Raw genomic sequence first — 16061 nt, forward strand, 5'->3', positions numbered from 1 at the left:
TTTTTATTTCCCATAACTCCCCCAGTTACTAAGGAATTGATTGAAGTCAAATATAACAATATCAATCACATAACTTCATATCTTTCACATAGGTATTCGGAGACATCCAAGATATTCTTGGACATACCAAATAGTTATCACTTTTTAACTTATAATGCACATACAAAAATGTAGGGAAGCCTAAAAAAATGAAATAATAGCTATCGTCCCAAAACAGTTAACAAAACCATCATGATGTTTTGGAGGACGACCAGTTATACTGACAAAAATAACTGCAACCATATAATATAAAATCAAAGGAGCAGAAAAAAATATTATAACAACACCACCTGAGAATGTTATTTGTTCATCCATTTCAATTAAAGAAATTATATTTTCCCCTGTCAAGAAGAAAGTAGATAAAGCTAAGAGAAAAATAGCAAGAGCAGCGATGATATGTATAATCTTTCTTTTATTTCCCATACCGCCCCCAATTATGAAGAAATTAGTTGAAATCAAATACAACCATATCAATCACATAACTTCATATCTTTCACATAAGTATTCGGCGCCGTCAAAGAGATTCTTGGACATACTAAATAGCCATCACTTTTTAACTTATAATGCACATACAAAGATGTAGGAAAACTTAAAAAAAAGTGAAATAATGGCTATCGATCCAAAATATTTATTAAAACTATCATGATGCTTAGGATAGCGACCAGTTATACTGACAAAAATAATAAATAATAGAGAATAAAGAATCAAAGGAGAAAAAAAGAATATAATAATAACACGACTTGAGAATATTATTTTCTCATCCATTTTAACTAAAGAGACTAAATCTTCCCCTGTCAAAAAAAAAAGTGAATGACGTTAGGATGAGAAAAAAAAAGAGCGCAAATGATATATATAGCCTTTTTTTTTATTTCCCATAACTCCCCCAGTTATTAAGAAATTGATTGAAATTGGCTTCTGGAATTCTTGGTTTCCTCTCCATTTCTTTTCTAATTAAATTAATAACAGTTTCGCTAATTTTAAATCTTTTATCTATAGCATCAAGTGCGTATGTCATTCCAAAACCTATACCAAACACAATACCAGCTACGACAACTACGCTAGCACCAGAAGCAGATATAGCTAACATCAAAGACCCAAAAGTCCAAGAAGCAAAGGCTATTACTGCCGTCTTAGCCAGATCTACCGCAATATTACCTAGAAAATCAGCCAGTGTGTATTCATCCTTAAACATAAGTTCAACCGTTCGATAAGCCGCGGAAAAGAATATACTGAACTTCATTCCTTTAACTATGCCGCTATTTAGTCCTTTCTGCCCAATCCCCATAGATATCACCTTCATATTAGAAGCTTTGTATCTTGAAGCAGTGATGATCTTTCTAACTCCCGCATAACCTGATATTTTAATATATCTGTTTCCATCTTTACCCACATACTCTGTGGCTTTAATTCCTAATGTTTTAAACTCACCTATAACATTAAAGAGATCAAAAGAATCATGTATGTTACCTGCATAAGGTGATATGGGATCGGTAATCTCAAATATCTTCTTTATAAATGGACTTTTTGGCTTCGGCGAATCAAGCTCCTCCAGAACATCTTTCGCTTCTTCTAACGATAGCAGCGCAATATAGGTTGTATTCTCTCTTAACTGCTTTTCAAGACCAATGGCATCAAAGAATTCATGCTGAGGTTTTAATTGGTTAACCCCAACCTGACCTCTCAGGAAATCCCCCATATAGCCCTCTGGCGAGGGGTTGTATTTTTTATATGTCATTGTGAAACCCTTTTAATATTCTTACTGCCTATCCCAATAAGACCATTGGGATAGGCACTTTAAAATCAAAAATCATCACATCAGTGTTTAACCGCCGGAGCTTCCATTTCCAATTTGAGTGAAAGGACGCGGCCATCTGAAGTCTTCATATCAATCGCACTGGCTTGAGTTGACAATAATAGCTGAAAACACTGCATCATCATCATTGCCAGTTTTTCCTCTGGGATTAACGGACTATTCATTAATACGTCGGTGAGCTGTTGTAATAACTGTTGTCTATCTCTATCGTTCATACGGCTAATCCCATTAACAATTAAAGGTTCAAATACCGCACTATATTACATAAGAAATAGCCATGTCGACCATATAATAGCAAAAAATTAAACAACCGTAGAATACCAACAGTTAAGTTCCTGTATAGCAATACAAAAATAACAGCTGATGTTTAAGCGTGAAAGTAATAAATACATCATCGAACAAAGAATTTTTTATTCTTTATCACTGCTTCTATCCTTTAATAAAAAAACCAACATTGAACTCTTAATTTCTTTATATTTTAGTGTTAAGGTCGTATCTTGACAGCCTAAACATATCGTTTTAGGTAACTTAAATAAAGAATTTGTATGGTAATCGCTTATGTCACATATAATCTATTTATCGTTAAATGGTAAGAAGCAAGGTTTAATTTCTGCCGGTTGTTCAACGCTAGACTCTATAGGGAACCGATATCAAAATGGTCATGAAGATCAAATACAAATATTGAGTTTAAAGCACTCGATAACTCGCCAACAACATGTCGATCATCACCCTATACAATTTCTCAAACCAATAGATAAATCATCCCCGCTGTTAGCCTCCGCAATATCTTCAAACGAGCTAATCAATGCGATTTTCTTCTTTTACAGAACAAATATGGCTGGACAATTAGAACTTTTCTATGAGGTCAAATTAACAGAAGCGAGTATTACTGATATTGCTTGCGTTTACCCGCACTCAATAAATGATCATGAAGTGATGCCGTACGAAAAAGTCTTTCTCAAATATAGATCCATATCCTGGAATCACATAACCGCCGGCACATCTGCTTACAGTATATGGGATGATAGAGTTTATTGAAAATAAACCGAGTTAGGCATATATATTTATATATGCTTAACTCTACCCACTCACACATTAATTATTTTAATAATTATAGCGACAACACCGCTTTCGTTTCTTTTTTCCAATAAATCCAACTCTATTCTGATAACTCAAGTTCAACCAAAAAATACAACGTTTTTAACTTCGAGCGGTATAACGCCCGGTAAAAATTTCAAACAATTAACACCGTGATAATAATCACATTTTAAGAATAAATGATTTTTTATTATCAATTACAGAATGCTCCCTTAGGAAAATAACATGAAAATCAATCTCAACAGTATGGTCACTGAAAGCCGCAATCCCGCCAGTGCCAATATTGATACTTTGCCGACCCTTGAAATGCTAAAACTGATTAACGATGAAGATAAAAAGGTCGCACTGGCTGTAGAGCAAACTTTGCCGAAAATCGCTGAAACGGTAGATAAAATTGCCGAAGCTTTCCATCAGGGAGGCCGTTTAATTTATATCGGTGCCGGGACATCGGGCCGATTAGGGATTTTGGATGCCAGTGAGTGTCCGCCTACTTATGGCGCCAAACCGGAACAAGTGGTTGGATTAATTGCCGGCGGGCATCAGGCCATCCTAAGCGCCGTTGAAAATGCAGAAGATAACCAACAACTGGGCGTAAATGATCTTCAAGCGCTAAACTTTAATGCAAAAGATGTACTGGTTGGCATTGCCGCCAGCGGCCGTACACCTTATGTCTTGGGTGCAATGGCGTATGCGAAATCCGTCGGCGCCACCGTCGCCTGCATTAGCTGTAACCCGGAAAGCCCGATGACACAAGCAGCCGATATCGCCATTACACCGATAGTTGGGCCGGAAATTGTCACAGGTTCGTCACGTATGAAAGCCGGTACCGCACAAAAGCTCATTCTGAATATGCTAACCACCGGCGCTATGATTCGTACAGGCAAAGTTTATCGCAACCTGATGGTGGATGTAGAAGCAACCAACGCCAAGCTGGTTGAAAGGCAGAAAAATATCGTTATCGCCGCCACAGAATGCAATCGTGAACAAGCTGAGCAAGCACTGGCTGAATGTGATGGACATTGTAAAACCGCCATTGTGATGATTCTGGCTGGAGTTAGCGCTCAACAAGCAAAGGATTTACTGGAAAAACATCACGGTTTTATTCGACCGACGATCTCAGCCATTCGGTAACGATTTCCCTGCTGAGAAGGAGTAAGCAAGATGGCTCAAATTAATCAGACAATCATTGCCCAGATTCTTAAAGCTATCGGCAATGCGGATAATGTGGCGCAATGCGGTAACTGTATGACCCGTCTGCGATTGACATTGCATGATAATACTCTGGTGGATAAAGCCGCGTTAAAACAGATCCCCAATGTGTTAGGTATTATTGAAAGCGATGATCAGTTTCAGATTGTGCTTGGGCCGGGAAAAGCTCAAGCAGGGGCTGAAATAATGAATGAATTGCTAAATTCTTCTACCCATACAGAACCCTCAAAACCGAACGGCGCTGATTTAACCAATATTGCTTCTGCGAATAAAAAGCAACTTAAAGAGAAACAGGTGAGTGCGGTACACAAATTCCTGACCAAGTTCGCGACCATTTTTACGCCATTAATCCCCGGTTTTATTGCCGTTGGCTTGCTTCTCGGCTTTGCCACTTTATTTGAACAGATAGCTATTCAAGGCGTTAAACACCCTAATACTGTTTTGGTTGAAATCATCGGCTATATGAAAGTTTTCAGTAAAGGCATGTTCAGCTTTCTGAGTATTCTGATCGGTTATAACGCGCAAAAAGCATTTGGCGGTTCAGGAATAAATGGCGCCATTATCGCTTCGCTGTTTGTACTCAGTTATAACCCAGACGCCACCAGCGGTTTCTATTCCGGTATTTCCACTTTCTTTGGTTATGGCATCGATCCACGCGGCAATATTATCGGCGTTCTTATCGCCGCTATTCTGGGAGCATGGGTAGAACGGCAGGTTCGTAAGATTATTCCAGACAATCTGGATATGATCCTTACCTCGGCTATTACGCTGCTAATCGTGGGAGCAATCACCTTTATTATTATCATGCCATTGGGGAGTTATCTGTTTAGCGGCATGTCATGGTTATTCCTTCACCTTGACGGTAATCCTTTTGGTACGGCGATATTGGCCGGGCTATTTTTACTCGCGGTTATGTTTGGTGTTCACCAAGGGTTTGTTCCGGTCTATTTCGCACTGATGGACGCACAAGGCTTTAATTCTCTGTTCCCAATCCTGGCAATGGCAGGCGGAGGACAAGTTGGTTCAGCGCTGGCGCTGTATGTCAAGGCGAAAAAAGACTCTCTGCTACGCACGCAGATAAAAGGCGCCATTATTCCAGGCTTTCTCGGCATCGGCGAACCCTTGATTTATGGCGTCACACTCCCACGGATTAAACCTTTTATCACCGCCTGTTTGGGCGGCGCCGCCGGTGGTTTCTTTATCGGTTTGGTAGCTTATTTAGGATTACCTGTCGGGCTGAATACGGTTTTTGGCCCATCTGGATTAGTAGCACTACCACTGATGACCTCAAACAGTGGTATTTTTGTCGGAATGGCTGTGTACGCCGCCGGACTGGTAGTTGCTTATACCAGTGGCTTTGTTATGACTTTGCTATTTGGCAGTAAAAATGTCGATTTAACCTGATGATAGTGAATGACTTTCTTTATTGGCTTTATAAAAATAACGCGGTTTGTCACCCAGAATCGTTGCTCGGTGCATAATCCTGCGCTGAGGCAGATAATCCGCGTTGGCGTAGTGTTGAGTCACCCGGTTATCCCAGATAGCGATGTCATTCTCCTGCCAGCGCCAACGCACCTGAAATTCAGGTTTTGTGACATGGGCAAATAGAAAGTTCAAAATCGCTTCACTCTCCTTATCACTGAGACCAACAATCCGGGTTGTGAAGCCTTCATTAACAAACAGCGCTGAACGACCAGAAACGGGATGTGTTCTGACAACCGGATGTAACAAAGGCGGGTTTTTCTCTTTACCTGCTAGCCAGCGCTGATGTTGCTCTTTAGAACCACGATGCCGATGTTCAGGAAAAGACTTAGTGAAATCATGTTCCGCCTCAAGCCCTATCAGCAATGTTTTGAAAGGCTCTGACAATGCTTCGAACGCCGCGATACCACTGCACCACAGGGTATCTCCACCAAACGGAGGAACTTTTTTAGCCGCCAGAATGGCGCCCATCGGTGGTGTTTCAATGAAAGTCACATCCGTATGCCAGTTATCATTATCCGGCGGATTGTTGTCATGAGTATCCAAAACAATAATCTCTTCACTTTCTGGCGTATGAGGATAGACCGGGTGAATATGTAAATCACCAAATTGCCCGGCTAAATCACGTTGCTGTATTGGCGTAATAGGTTGATTACGAAAGAATAATACCTGATGCTTTAGCAGTGCGTGATACAGTTGTTCAAACTGAATATCCGTCATCGGTTTAGTGAGATTCGTCTGTTCCACCAGTGCGCCAATATAAGGTCCTAACGGGACGATTTTCAGACGTTCATTCATGACTGTTTACCCCGTGCCACGGCATTAAGTGACGTTGAATGGCCCGCAATCCCAGCTCCAAGCCACATGCAATTAACGCAATGACAATGATTCCCGCCACCACCATATCCGTTGCCAGAAACTCCCCCGCCGATTGCACCATAAAGCCTAATCCCTGTGTGGCGGCAATCAGTTCTGCGGCCACTAAAGTCGACCAGCCAACACCAAGCCCGATACGCAGACCTGTCAATAGCTCCGGCAAAGCATTAGGAAGAATAACGTGTTTCAGCAGTTGCCAGCGACTGGCGCCCAACGCCTGTGCTGCCCTGATTCGCACTTGCTCAACATTTTGTACCCCCACCACGGTAGATAACGTCACCGGCGCGAAAATTGCCAGCCAGATCAGTAAAACCTTTGAGGTTTCTCCGATTCCAAACCAGATGACAATCAAAGGTAAATACGCCAACGGAGGAACAGGTCGGTACAGCTCAATCAAAGGGTCCATCACCGCTCGGATTTTTTCATTCAGCCCCATTGCTATTCCTACCGGAATAGCAATAGCTACCGCAGCTAATAAAGCCAGTAATATTCTGCTCAAACTGGCGGCCAAATGTTGCCACAACGTCGCCCCCATAAACCCTTGTTCACTCGCTGCGGTTATGAGTTGATGTACCACCTGACCCGGCGCCGGTAATAATACGGATTCAATCAAGCCGAATGTTGTCACCAACCACCAGATAAATAATAAAGTAACCACGGTAATTAATCGCCATAACACCCCGACAGGAATCGGTTTAAAACGTCTTTTACTATTTTTCAGCAATGCCACCACACCGGCTTCCTGTTCCTGATAAAGAGTCATACCAAAGCCCTCCGGTATCTGAACACGCGTTCCAACACGTATTCACGGCAGATAATAAAATTGGGATCAGATTTAATGCTGCGGCTACATTCTCCATTTGCAAATCGTCGGCCAAAGTCGAGGGTAATCCGTTCAACAATTCTTCCCGGTGAAGATTCCATTAAATAGAGATCAGTTGCCATAAATATGGCTTCTTCAATATCGTGAGTAATCAGCAGGCACTGTTTTTTACTGTCACGCCAGATGGTCAGCAAAAGTTCCTGCATCTGTTCTCTGGTATAAGCATCAAGCGCTGCAAACGGCTCATCCAGCAGTAATAGTTGAGGCTCCACCGCCAATGCACGCGCAATACCCACCCGCTGTCGCTGGCCGCCAGACAGTTGCCAAACATATTTATCTTCATAATCACTCAAACCAACTTGATGAATGATCTGCCGAGCGATCTCCAATCTCTGTTTTTTAGGCACACCGGCAAATTTCAGCCCCAAAGCCACGTTATCCAGTACCTTCAACCACGGCATCAATCCTTCATGTTGAAACACCACACCACGCTCTACACCGGGGCCAGTTACCGGTTTACCATTCAGCCAAATATCACCGGAGAAAGGGGTGAGAAAACCCGCGATCAGATTTAACAAGGTTGTTTTGCCACAACCAGATGGCCCTAGGATCACCACAAATTGCCCGGCGGTCATATCAAAACTGATATCACGAAGAACTTCTTGGTTCTGATATCTGGCGGTTAAGCCACTAATTTGTAGCATCGTTCCCTCCAGCCATTGTTGATGGAATGATCGCCTTGATAAATTTATCCGTCACATAATCCTGATAATTATCAGCAACCTGTGAAACTTTACCCTGTTGTTGTAGAAATCTAGCCGTATCACGAATCACTTTCGCCATTTCTGACTTTAATAAACTCAACTGCTGATCAGCATTCAGATAACGATTGGTGAGTATCCATTGACTGATTTTGTCTTCCGACAAGCCACTCAATCTCGATACCGCAGCAATATTCTTGTTATTTGCCAGCCATGTTTCAGGAGAAGTCAGATAGCGCTGATTTTCATCCAGTACACTTTTCACGAATATGGTGACCAATTCAGGATGTTGTTCCGCGAAATCATTACGGACAACCCATACGTCCAGCGTTGGCGCTCCCCATTGGGCAATTTGCGCTGCATCGGTCAGCACGCGGCCTGTTGCAGCTAATTCATTCACGGCCGGTAACCAGACAAAAGCGCCATCAATATCACCGCGCTTCCATGCGGCAACAATCGCCGGTGGTTGTAGGTTAATAATCTGGATCAGCTTTGGATCTATCTGCCAGTGATGCAATGCGGCTAACAGGCTGTAGTGGGCGGTGGAAATGAAAGGAACAGCAATTCGCTTGCCGATAAGCTGAGAAGGCTCGGTGATTTTTTGATTAACAATCAGTGCTTCCGATTGCCCTAACTGGGAGGCAATGAGAAAAATCTTCACCGGCAGTTTTTGGCTGGCAGCAACCGCTAACGGGCTGGAACCCATATTGCCTATCTGCACATCACCAGAAGCTAACGCTCGCAGCACAGCAGAACCACTGTCAAATTTTCGCCATTGAACATCAGCACCCGATTGCCGGGCAAAATCGCCGTTATACTGAGCGACTTTTGCCGGCTCTGGTGAAGTTTGATAAGCAATCGTTACTTGCTGACTGTTCGCCTGAACAGCGGGAGCCAATAGCAAGAGCGCCAGAAAAAAAAAGATAAACCACAAGAGCGGATCTACCCACTTAAACACCTCCAATGTCATAAAAAGACGAGGTACATCAGAATAAGTGTTGTAGATATTTGCCAAAGTAAAAAAGAATAAAATAATATTTTCTATAACTAAAAATGCAATTAACTGACTGAATTACCCAAGCCAAATCAGTGGCACACAAGTTGCCGTCAATATGCCCATCATGATATTGAAAATAAACCAGGCATTACGACTACGGAGTAACGTCCCTATCAGCGAACCAAAACCCGCCCACACCATGCCGCACAAGAAATTAATAAACATCACCGCGATACTGATCACGATGATGGAATAGAGGTAGTGATCACCGGCAATACTGTAGCTGCCAACAGCTCCCAACCCCATCAGCCAGGCTTTCGGATTTAAAAACTGCAATAACCAACCTTGGTACCACCGAACCGGCTTGACAACAGCGCTGTCTTTGGTATCCAGACGCCGGTAACTGGCCGTTGCTGTTTTCCATGCTAACCACAGCAAATAGAGGCTACCTGCTATTTTCATCACCGTGTGAATAGCAGGATAGACCAACAGCAATGCCGCTATTCCGAAAGCAGCCAGATATAAAATCGTCTGCATGCCCAGAACAACGCCAAAGAGCAACCCCAAAGAGCGGGTAAAACCGAAGTTAGCGCCCGATGAAGTCAGCAACATGTTGTTTGGACCCGGGGTAATGGCAGAAATAAACAAGAAAGTCGTTAATGAAAAAATCAGGCTTGCTGTCATGAAGAGTTACCTTTCATCCTGAATATTGGCGTTTCCCTTTCACAGAAAATATCAGTATGTTATTCACCATACAAGATAACTAATCAATTTAACTCGAAACCATTATGACTGATATCTTTCGTCCTCTAACCGGAGCCAGTAATCCGCATTTGCAGACACTACTCCCGCGTCTGGTGCGGCGGTATCCTGAACTGCAACCATATTGGCAACGACTTAATTTACCGGATAACGATTTTGTTGATCTGGCGTGGAGTGAAGATCCCGCCACCGCAGCACAGAAGCCACGGCTGATCCTATTTCATGGTCTGGAAGGCAGTTTCCACAGCCCTTATGCCCACGGTTTGCTTCATATCTGCCGGGAAAAAGGCTGGCTTGGGGTTGTCATGCATTTCCGCGGATGCAGTGGTGAGCCGAACCGCCAAAAACGTCTCTATCATTCTGGCGAAACAAGCGATGCCCGTTATTTTCTGAGCTGGTTAAAACAGACCTACGGTGATGCGCCCACCTCAGCCGTAGGTTATTCAGTCGGCGGTAATATGCTAGCCTGCTATCTGGCAGAAGAAAAAACAAATGCCCAGATCAATGCTGCCGTTATTGTTTCCGCCCCTTTAATGCTGGCAGCCTGTTCCCTTCGGATAGAAAAAGGATTTTCTCAGGTTTATGAACGCTATTTACTTAATAGTCTGAAACGTAATGCCACCCGTAAATTGTTACGCTACCCCGGTTCCCTCCCCATCAATCTGTCTCAGGTAAAAAGATTGAAACATATTCGAGAATTTGATGAAATTGTAACCGCAAGAATCCACGGCTTTAAAAATGCAGCGGACTACTACCGCCAGTGTAGCGCTCTGCCGCGTCTGCCTGATATTACTGTGCCACTGCTGATTATTCATGCTAAAGACGATCCCTTTATGACACCGGAAGTTGTTCCTGATCTCAAAATGTTACCCAAGAATATTGAATACCAAATGACAGAATATGGTGGACATGTGGGCTTTGTCAGTGGTTCGTTGAAGAAACCACAAATGTGGCTGGAACAACGCATCCCAAATTGGCTGTCATCTTATCTGGAGCAACCACAATGATTATTCCGTGGCAACAACTGGAGCCAGAAACTCTGTTAAATTTGATAGAGAGTTTTATCCTGCGGGAAGGCACTGACTATGGCGAAGATGAAAAATCGCTGGAACAGAAAGTCGCTGACATACGCCGTCAGTTGGAACAGGGAGATGTTATGCTGGTGTGGTCTGAACTGCATGAGAGCATCAATATTGTGCCAAAAGAAATGTTCCATTCTTAACATTATGGAGTTTACTGTATGTCTGCCAAACATCCGATTATCGCAATTACCGGCTCCAGTGGTGCCGGAACCACCACCACCAGTTTAGCGTTCCGTAAGATTTTCCAGCAACTTAACATCAGTGCGGCACAGATAGAGGGAGATAGTTTCCACCGCTACACCCGCCCTGAAATGGATGCCGCAATCCGTAAAGCCAAAGAGCAAGGCAGGCATATCAGTTATTTTGGGCCGGAAGCCAATGATTTTGGCATGCTGGAAAAAACCATGATTGACTACGGTGAAACCGGTGAAGGCCGCCGTCGGAAGTACCTTCATACCTATGACGATGCCGTCCCTTACAACCAGCTCCCCGGTACATTTACGCCGTGGGAATCTTTACCCAAGCAGACTGATGTGCTGTTTTATGAAGGTCTGCACGGCGGCGTTGTCACACCACAACATAACGTTGCCAGTCATGTTGATCTGCTAGTGGGAGTCGTGCCGATTGTCAACCTTGAATGGATACAGAAACTGATCCGCGATACCGGAGAACGAGGGCACTCGCAGGAAGCTGTGATGGATTCCGTCGTGCGTTCTATGGATGATTATATCAACTACATTACGCCACAATTCTCGCGAACACATATCAACTTTCAACGTGTCCCCACCGTTGATACATCCAATCCATTTTCAGCTAAAGCCATTCCATCATTGGATGAAAGTTTTATCGTCATCCGCTTCCGTGATCTGACTCAAATTGATTTCCCATACTTGTTAGCCATGTTACAAGGCTCATTCGTTTCAAGCATTAATACCATCGTGGTCCCCGGCGGAAAAATGGGATTAGCAATGGAGCTAATTATGACGCCATTGGTACAGCGGCTGCTGGAAGGGGGAAAAATTAGTTAATCAGCGCCTGAGATAAATCGAAAAAATCCGGCAGTTAAAATTTACATCTTATATTATTCAGTTAAAAAAACAGGTAACTGAGATATTAGTTACCTGTTGTTATTTTCTAATCAAGAAATAATTTTTCAATCTATATCTTTAATTTCAAAACTGTGGGTAATTTCAACCGATTTCCCCAACATCAATGAAACAGAGCAATATTTTTCCGCAGACAGCATGACCGCACGTTCAACCGCTTTATCTGTCAAATCCTTACCCGTAACAATAAAATGCAGATTAATATGAGTAAACAAGCGTGGCACCTCTTCACGACGGCGGGAAGTTAATTTTACTTCACAATCTCTTATGTCATACCTGCCTTTCTGCAAAATAGAAACTACATCAATCGTACTACAACCACCGGCTGCCATTAATACCATTTCCATTGGACTTGGCGCCTTATCTCCGGCATTACCATCCATCATGACCTGATGACCGGAAGATGACTCCCCCAAAAGAGACAATCCTTCAACCCATTTTACCCGCGCTTGCATAAATACCTCTTAAGTCGTTCTTTGCATCCAAGCCTACTCTTTCAGTATTAAACTGGCAATCTAATGAGCGGTTTATTATGCTGAAACAATACAAGACAAGACAGAATCCTTTTCCTGTGTTAAAAACAGAAACGGTCCAGGTATATAGGTTAAGCTCAATACGTAAGGTTCAAATTTCAGATAACCTATATAAAACCCTTATCTGTCGGTTTTTCAACAAACTAATATGTTAAGCTAGTGTCTTTATAAGCCAGCCTGACGAGAAACTTTTAGATTCTCGTGTTATTTAGGCAGCGATAACAACAGAGGATGAAACGAATGGTTCTCGGCAAGCCACAAACAGACCCGACTCTTGAATGGTTTTTGTCACACTGCCATATTCATAAATATCCATCTAAAAGTACGCTTATTCATCAAGGCGAAAAAGCAGAGACGCTTTACTACATCGTAAAAGGCTCTGTTGCGGTTTTGATTAAAGATGAAGAAGGCAAAGAGATGATCCTCTCCTATTTAAATCAGGGAGATTTCATTGGTGAACTTGGATTATTTGAAGAGGGGCAAGAGCGTACAGCCTGGGTACGGGCCAAAAGCGCCTGTGAAGTGGCTGAAATCTCCTATAAAAAATTCCGTCAACTGATTCAGGTAAACCCGGATATTTTGATGCGTTTATCTGCCCAAATGGCAAACCGTTTACAAACAACTTCTGAGAAAGTCGGTAATTTGGCTTTCCTGGATGTTACCGGCCGGATTGCCCAAACTTTATTGAATCTGGCGAAACAACCAGATGCAATGACCCACCCGGACGGAATGCAAATCAAAATCACGCGTCAGGAAATTGGTCAGATTGTCGGCTGTTCCCGCGAAACGGTTGGCCGTATTCTGAAAATGCTAGAAGATCAAAACTTGATCTCCGCACACGGTAAAACTATTGTTGTTTACGGTACACGTTAACGCTTGATTAATCAGCGCATAATCCTGCGCTGATTTTTCTTGTACTTAATTACACCATCTGATTAATTGCCTGTTCCAGCCGTTCCATGCCCTGAGCAATCTCTTCTTCACTGATAATCAACGAAGGCGTGAAACGCAATACATCACCACCCGCACTCAACAACATCAAACCATTGTCAGCCGCTAGTTGCAGAATATCTTTAGCTTTCCCCTGATACGGCGCTTTGAGTTCCGTCCCAATCAGCAGGCCCTTTCCTCGGATTTCACCAAATATCGAATATTTTTGATTGATCTCATTCAGAAAATTCACCATCAAATTATGGCGTTTTTCAACTCCCTCCAGAACTGTTGGTGTATTAATAATATCAAAAGCCACATTTGCAACTGCACAAGCCAACGGATTACCGCCATAAGTTGTACCGTGAGTTCCCGGCGTCATCGCTGAAGCAATATTCTCTGTCGTCAGCATAGCGCTGATAGGAAAGCCATTTCCCAATGCTTTTGCCGTGGTAATGATGTCCGGCGTAACATCATAATGCATATAAGAAAATAGCTTACCGGTACGTCCCATCCCACTTTGCACTTCATCAAACACCAACAATACCTGATGCTTATCACAAAGCTCACGCAACCCACGAATAAATGCCGGTGCTGCCGGCGTAACTCCCCCTTCTCCCTGAACAGGCTCCAATACAACAGCACAAGTATGGTCATCTATGACGGCTTTCACTGCGTTTAAATCATTAAAAGGCACATGAATAATATCCGCGGGTTTTGGCCCAAAACCATCAGCATATTTCGGCTGACCACCCACAGAGACGGTAAATAAGGTACGACCATGAAAACCCTGATGAAATGCGATAATTTTGGTTTTATAGGGGCTGTGACGAGTAATTGCATAGTGGCGAGCCAGTTTAAATGCCGCTTCATTCGCTTCCGCGCCTGAATTGGCAAAAAATACCCGTTCAGCAAAAGTAGCATCAATCAGTTTCCGCGCCAGAATCAAAGCCGGTTCATTGGTGAAAATATTACTGATATGCCAAAGTTTCTCCCCTTGCTGCTTCAAGACATCCACTAACGCAGGATGACAATGGCCCAAAGCCACAACAGCAATCCCACCCGCAAAATCAATATATTCTTTCCCTTGCTGATCCCATACACGGCTACCTTGCCCTCTCACCGGAATAAACTGCGCCGGTGAATAAATTGGCAACATAACTTGATCGTATGTGTTTCTATCTACTGCGGCATGCCCCTTCATTTTCCCACCCGTTTTTATATATACACCATTCAAAAGTGAAATTATAATCACTAAATATGCATAAAAAATCAAAGATGGGCAAATGAAAAAGGTGGATAAATGAAGAAATTATCGGTATCTGGTTAATATCTCAGAAAGTTGCTCAGTAATTGGTGACCTTGCTCACTGAGAATACTTTCAGGATGAAACTGCACACCTTCCAATGGTAGCGTGCGATGACGAATGCCCATAATCTCATCGACGTCACCGTTATGCTGGCTCCATGCGGTGACTTCAAATGAGGCAGGTAATGTCTCTGCGGCAATCACCAATGAATGGTAACGCGTCGCGGTTAATGGTCGGTTAAGACCTTTGAACACACCTTGCTGATTATGGTGAATAGCAGAAGTTTTTCCATGCATCACTTCCCTGGCTTTTACCACGCTGGCGCCAAACGCCTGCCCAATTGCCTGATGCCCAAGGCAAACACCAAGAATCGGCAATTTATCCGAAAAATGAGAAATCGCCGCCAGAGAAATTCCTGCTTCATTTGGGGTACAAGGACCTGGGGAAATCACCAAATGAGTAGGCATCAATCTCTCAATATCTTCAAGTTGCAATTCATCGTTGCGCTTAACTAAAACATTTGTACCCAATTCACAAAAATATTGATATAAGTTATATGTAAAAGAATCATAGTTATCTATTATTAGTAACATAGGAGTCTATCCTACTCATTTTCATCGCTGTATTTGTTGCCCTGCCACTCCTGCAATTTGTTTATCCTGCACAACATGGCTCCAGGTAAAACGGCCTCGCGACAACGGGGCGGCTATCATAGCACATCAATATTTGTAGCATAGTATAACAAAATAGATGGCTATTTTTTCCTCAATCAACTTACTTCATACCCTACAAAACATAGGCTCTATTTTGATATTCAATAAGTAAAGGTAATTGTTATGAAGACAAAACTGATTATAGCATCTCTTTTTTTACTGTCCTTCTCCACGCTGGCTGTGACTAAAACTGCCAACATTTTCTTCCCGGAAAAAGGGGTGGTTTGTGATAAAAAAGGAAAATATTGCGCTGATCAACAAGGGGTATCGATAAAATTAACCGAAAGGTATTTAGGGAAAAAAGCCGCAGGACGCCTGAAAAAAGAGTTTGGTGATGGGCAATATATTGACTTTTCATCTTACACTTTAAGTAATGGGGTACATTGTGAGAGTAAAGAGAAAAAATGTTACAAAGACAGATATTATCCACAAACCGAAGTAAATAAAGAATTTACCCAAAAGATGTATGAATAACGGCGAAACTGGCCTTCATTTAATGCAGGCCAGTTTTACAATCTGATGAGAGTT

General features: G+C 42.7%; 20 protein-coding genes and 1 pseudogene. 8 read left to right on the plus strand and 13 right to left on the minus strand.

Translation table 11 applies throughout. The features are described 5' to 3' along the window. Window positions 1–61: 61 nt before the first annotated feature. From C6H66_RS12720 to C6H66_RS12735, 5 genes and pseudogenes are all read right to left on the minus strand, one after another. Window positions 62–462: pseudogene (locus tag C6H66_RS12720) on the minus strand (DUF1240 domain-containing protein). A gap of 47 nt (window positions 463–509) precedes the next feature. Continuing rightward, entirely contained in the window at window positions 510–608 is a 99-nt protein-coding gene (locus C6H66_RS27455; protein WP_339416702.1) for a DUF1240 domain-containing protein, read from the minus strand. Beyond that, complete coding sequence (locus C6H66_RS27460) at window positions 598–804, minus strand: DUF1240 domain-containing protein (protein ID WP_339416741.1); 207 nt, start codon at window positions 802–804, stop codon at window positions 598–600. Before C6H66_RS27460 ends, C6H66_RS27455 begins: the two co-directional genes overlap by 11 nt. Before the next feature lie 100 nt (window positions 805–904). Next, on the minus strand, window positions 905–1774 hold the full coding sequence (locus tag C6H66_RS12730) for a hypothetical protein (protein WP_248000668.1): 870 nt from the start codon (window positions 1772–1774) through the stop codon (window positions 905–907). A gap of 80 nt (window positions 1775–1854) precedes the next feature. After that, entirely contained in the window at window positions 1855–2067 is a 213-nt protein-coding gene (locus tag C6H66_RS12735; protein ID WP_036780271.1) for a hypothetical protein, read from the minus strand. 343 nt (window positions 2068–2410) lie between these two features. Here C6H66_RS12735 and C6H66_RS12740 point away from each other — a divergent pair, with 343 nt between their 5' ends. The 3 genes from C6H66_RS12740 (at window position 2411) to murP (ending at window position 5563) form a co-directional block, all read left to right on the plus strand. Continuing rightward, on the plus strand, window positions 2411–2890 hold the full coding sequence (locus C6H66_RS12740; RefSeq protein ID WP_105395787.1) for an Hcp family type VI secretion system effector: 480 nt from the start codon (window positions 2411–2413) through the stop codon (window positions 2888–2890). Between the two features lie 285 nt (window positions 2891–3175). Next, entirely contained in the window at window positions 3176–4081 is a 906-nt protein-coding gene (gene murQ, locus C6H66_RS12745) for an N-acetylmuramic acid 6-phosphate etherase (protein WP_105395788.1), read from the plus strand. Between the two features lie 30 nt (window positions 4082–4111). Beyond that, a complete protein-coding gene (gene murP, locus C6H66_RS12750; protein ID WP_105395789.1) occupies window positions 4112–5563 on the plus strand; it encodes a PTS N-acetylmuramic acid transporter subunit IIBC in 1452 nt (483 codons plus the stop codon). On the opposite strand, the gene tauD is transcribed toward murP, so the two are convergent. The 5 genes from tauD to C6H66_RS12775 all read right to left on the minus strand — a co-directional run bounded on the left by tauD (window position 5555) and on the right by C6H66_RS12775 (window position 9782). Continuing rightward, on the minus strand, window positions 5555–6439 hold the full coding sequence (gene tauD / locus C6H66_RS12755; protein ID WP_105395790.1) for a taurine dioxygenase: 885 nt from the start codon (window positions 6437–6439) through the stop codon (window positions 5555–5557). The genes murP and tauD overlap by 9 nt on opposite strands. Further along, entirely contained in the window at window positions 6432–7280 is an 849-nt protein-coding gene (tauC, locus tag C6H66_RS12760) for a taurine ABC transporter permease TauC (RefSeq protein WP_105395791.1), read from the minus strand. The genes tauD and tauC overlap by 8 nt, the downstream gene beginning before the upstream one ends. Beyond that, the gene (tauB, locus tag C6H66_RS12765) at window positions 7277–8044 is read right to left on the minus strand and encodes a taurine ABC transporter ATP-binding subunit (RefSeq protein WP_105395792.1); all 768 of its coding nucleotides are present in this window, start codon (window positions 8042–8044) and stop codon (window positions 7277–7279) included. The genes tauC and tauB overlap by 4 nt, the downstream gene beginning before the upstream one ends. Further along, entirely contained in the window at window positions 8031–9059 is a 1029-nt protein-coding gene (gene tauA / locus C6H66_RS12770; RefSeq protein ID WP_422615610.1) for a taurine ABC transporter substrate-binding protein, read from the minus strand. Before tauA ends, tauB begins: the two co-directional genes overlap by 14 nt. Before the next feature lie 114 nt (window positions 9060–9173). Next, on the minus strand, window positions 9174–9782 hold the full coding sequence (locus C6H66_RS12775) for a LysE family translocator (RefSeq protein WP_105395794.1): 609 nt from the start codon (window positions 9780–9782) through the stop codon (window positions 9174–9176). A gap of 104 nt (window positions 9783–9886) precedes the next feature. On the opposite strand from C6H66_RS12775, the gene C6H66_RS12780 reads away from it, so the two are divergent. The 3 genes from C6H66_RS12780 to C6H66_RS12790 are packed head-to-tail and all read left to right on the plus strand — an operon-like array spanning window position 9887 to window position 11970. Further along, window positions 9887–10867 (plus strand): hydrolase, encoded by a 981-nt coding sequence (locus tag C6H66_RS12780; RefSeq protein ID WP_046395789.1) that lies wholly within the window; start codon window positions 9887–9889, stop codon window positions 10865–10867. Beyond that, entirely contained in the window at window positions 10864–11082 is a 219-nt protein-coding gene (locus C6H66_RS12785; RefSeq protein ID WP_046395788.1) for a YheU family protein, read from the plus strand. Before C6H66_RS12780 ends, C6H66_RS12785 begins: the two co-directional genes overlap by 4 nt. Before the next feature lie 18 nt (window positions 11083–11100). After that, the gene (locus C6H66_RS12790; RefSeq protein WP_036813473.1) at window positions 11101–11970 is read left to right on the plus strand and encodes a phosphoribulokinase; all 870 of its coding nucleotides are present in this window, start codon (window positions 11101–11103) and stop codon (window positions 11968–11970) included. A gap of 125 nt (window positions 11971–12095) precedes the next feature. Here the strand turns inward: C6H66_RS12790 and C6H66_RS12795 are convergent, their stop codons facing one another. Continuing rightward, a complete protein-coding gene (locus C6H66_RS12795; RefSeq protein ID WP_105395795.1) occupies window positions 12096–12503 on the minus strand; it encodes an OsmC family protein in 408 nt (135 codons plus the stop codon). A 318-nt stretch (window positions 12504–12821) separates the two neighbouring features. Between C6H66_RS12795 and crp the strand changes: the two genes are divergently transcribed. Further along, entirely contained in the window at window positions 12822–13454 is a 633-nt protein-coding gene (gene crp / locus C6H66_RS12800) for a cAMP-activated global transcriptional regulator CRP (protein WP_010848517.1), read from the plus strand. 49 nt (window positions 13455–13503) lie between these two features. Here the strand turns inward: crp and argD are convergent, their stop codons facing one another. Further along, complete coding sequence (argD, locus tag C6H66_RS12805; protein ID WP_046395786.1) at window positions 13504–14715, minus strand: bifunctional acetylornithine/succinyldiaminopimelate transaminase; 1212 nt, start codon at window positions 14713–14715, stop codon at window positions 13504–13506. A 122-nt stretch (window positions 14716–14837) separates the two neighbouring features. Further along, a complete protein-coding gene (locus C6H66_RS12810) occupies window positions 14838–15413 on the minus strand; it encodes an aminodeoxychorismate synthase component II (protein ID WP_105395796.1) in 576 nt (191 codons plus the stop codon). A gap of 243 nt (window positions 15414–15656) precedes the next feature. Between C6H66_RS12810 and C6H66_RS12815 the strand changes: the two genes are divergently transcribed. After that, complete coding sequence (locus tag C6H66_RS12815; RefSeq protein WP_036780235.1) at window positions 15657–16007, plus strand: YcgJ family protein; 351 nt, start codon at window positions 15657–15659, stop codon at window positions 16005–16007. Window positions 16008–16061 lie beyond the last annotated feature (54 nt).

Source organism: Photorhabdus hindustanensis (assembly GCF_002968995.1).
Classification (GTDB): domain Bacteria; phylum Pseudomonadota; class Gammaproteobacteria; order Enterobacterales; family Enterobacteriaceae; genus Photorhabdus; species Photorhabdus akhurstii.

Excerpts from the sequence above, each read along its gene's own strand:
- C6H66_RS27460 (WP_339416741.1), bottom strand. The coding sequence starts at position 804 with ATGGATGAGAAAATAATATTCTCAAGTCGTGTTATTATTATATTCTTT.
- C6H66_RS12730 (WP_248000668.1), bottom strand. The coding sequence starts at position 1,774 with ATGACATATAAAAAATACAACCCCTCGCCAGAGGGCTATATGGGGGAT.
- C6H66_RS12735 (WP_036780271.1), bottom strand. The coding sequence starts at position 2,067 with ATGAACGATAGAGATAGACAACAGTTATTACAACAGCTCACCGACGTA.
- C6H66_RS12740 (WP_105395787.1), top strand. The coding sequence starts at position 2,411 with ATGTCACATATAATCTATTTATCGTTAAATGGTAAGAAGCAAGGTTTA.
- murQ (WP_105395788.1), top strand. The coding sequence starts at position 3,176 with ATGAAAATCAATCTCAACAGTATGGTCACTGAAAGCCGCAATCCCGCC.
- murP (WP_105395789.1), top strand. The coding sequence starts at position 4,112 with ATGGCTCAAATTAATCAGACAATCATTGCCCAGATTCTTAAAGCTATC.
- tauD (WP_105395790.1), bottom strand. The coding sequence starts at position 6,439 with ATGAATGAACGTCTGAAAATCGTCCCGTTAGGACCTTATATTGGCGCA.
- tauC (WP_105395791.1), bottom strand. The coding sequence starts at position 7,280 with ATGACTCTTTATCAGGAACAGGAAGCCGGTGTGGTGGCATTGCTGAAA.
- tauB (WP_105395792.1), bottom strand. The coding sequence starts at position 8,044 with ATGCTACAAATTAGTGGCTTAACCGCCAGATATCAGAACCAAGAAGTT.
- C6H66_RS12775 (WP_105395794.1), bottom strand. The coding sequence starts at position 9,782 with ATGACAGCAAGCCTGATTTTTTCATTAACGACTTTCTTGTTTATTTCT.
- C6H66_RS12780 (WP_046395789.1), top strand. The coding sequence starts at position 9,887 with ATGACTGATATCTTTCGTCCTCTAACCGGAGCCAGTAATCCGCATTTG.
- C6H66_RS12785 (WP_046395788.1), top strand. The coding sequence starts at position 10,864 with ATGATTATTCCGTGGCAACAACTGGAGCCAGAAACTCTGTTAAATTTG.
- C6H66_RS12790 (WP_036813473.1), top strand. The coding sequence starts at position 11,101 with ATGTCTGCCAAACATCCGATTATCGCAATTACCGGCTCCAGTGGTGCC.
- C6H66_RS12795 (WP_105395795.1), bottom strand. The coding sequence starts at position 12,503 with ATGCAAGCGCGGGTAAAATGGGTTGAAGGATTGTCTCTTTTGGGGGAG.
- crp (WP_010848517.1), top strand. The coding sequence starts at position 12,822 with ATGGTTCTCGGCAAGCCACAAACAGACCCGACTCTTGAATGGTTTTTG.
- argD (WP_046395786.1), bottom strand. The coding sequence starts at position 14,715 with ATGAAGGGGCATGCCGCAGTAGATAGAAACACATACGATCAAGTTATG.
- C6H66_RS12810 (WP_105395796.1), bottom strand. The coding sequence starts at position 15,413 with ATGTTACTAATAATAGATAACTATGATTCTTTTACATATAACTTATAT.
- C6H66_RS12815 (WP_036780235.1), top strand. The coding sequence starts at position 15,657 with ATGAAGACAAAACTGATTATAGCATCTCTTTTTTTACTGTCCTTCTCC.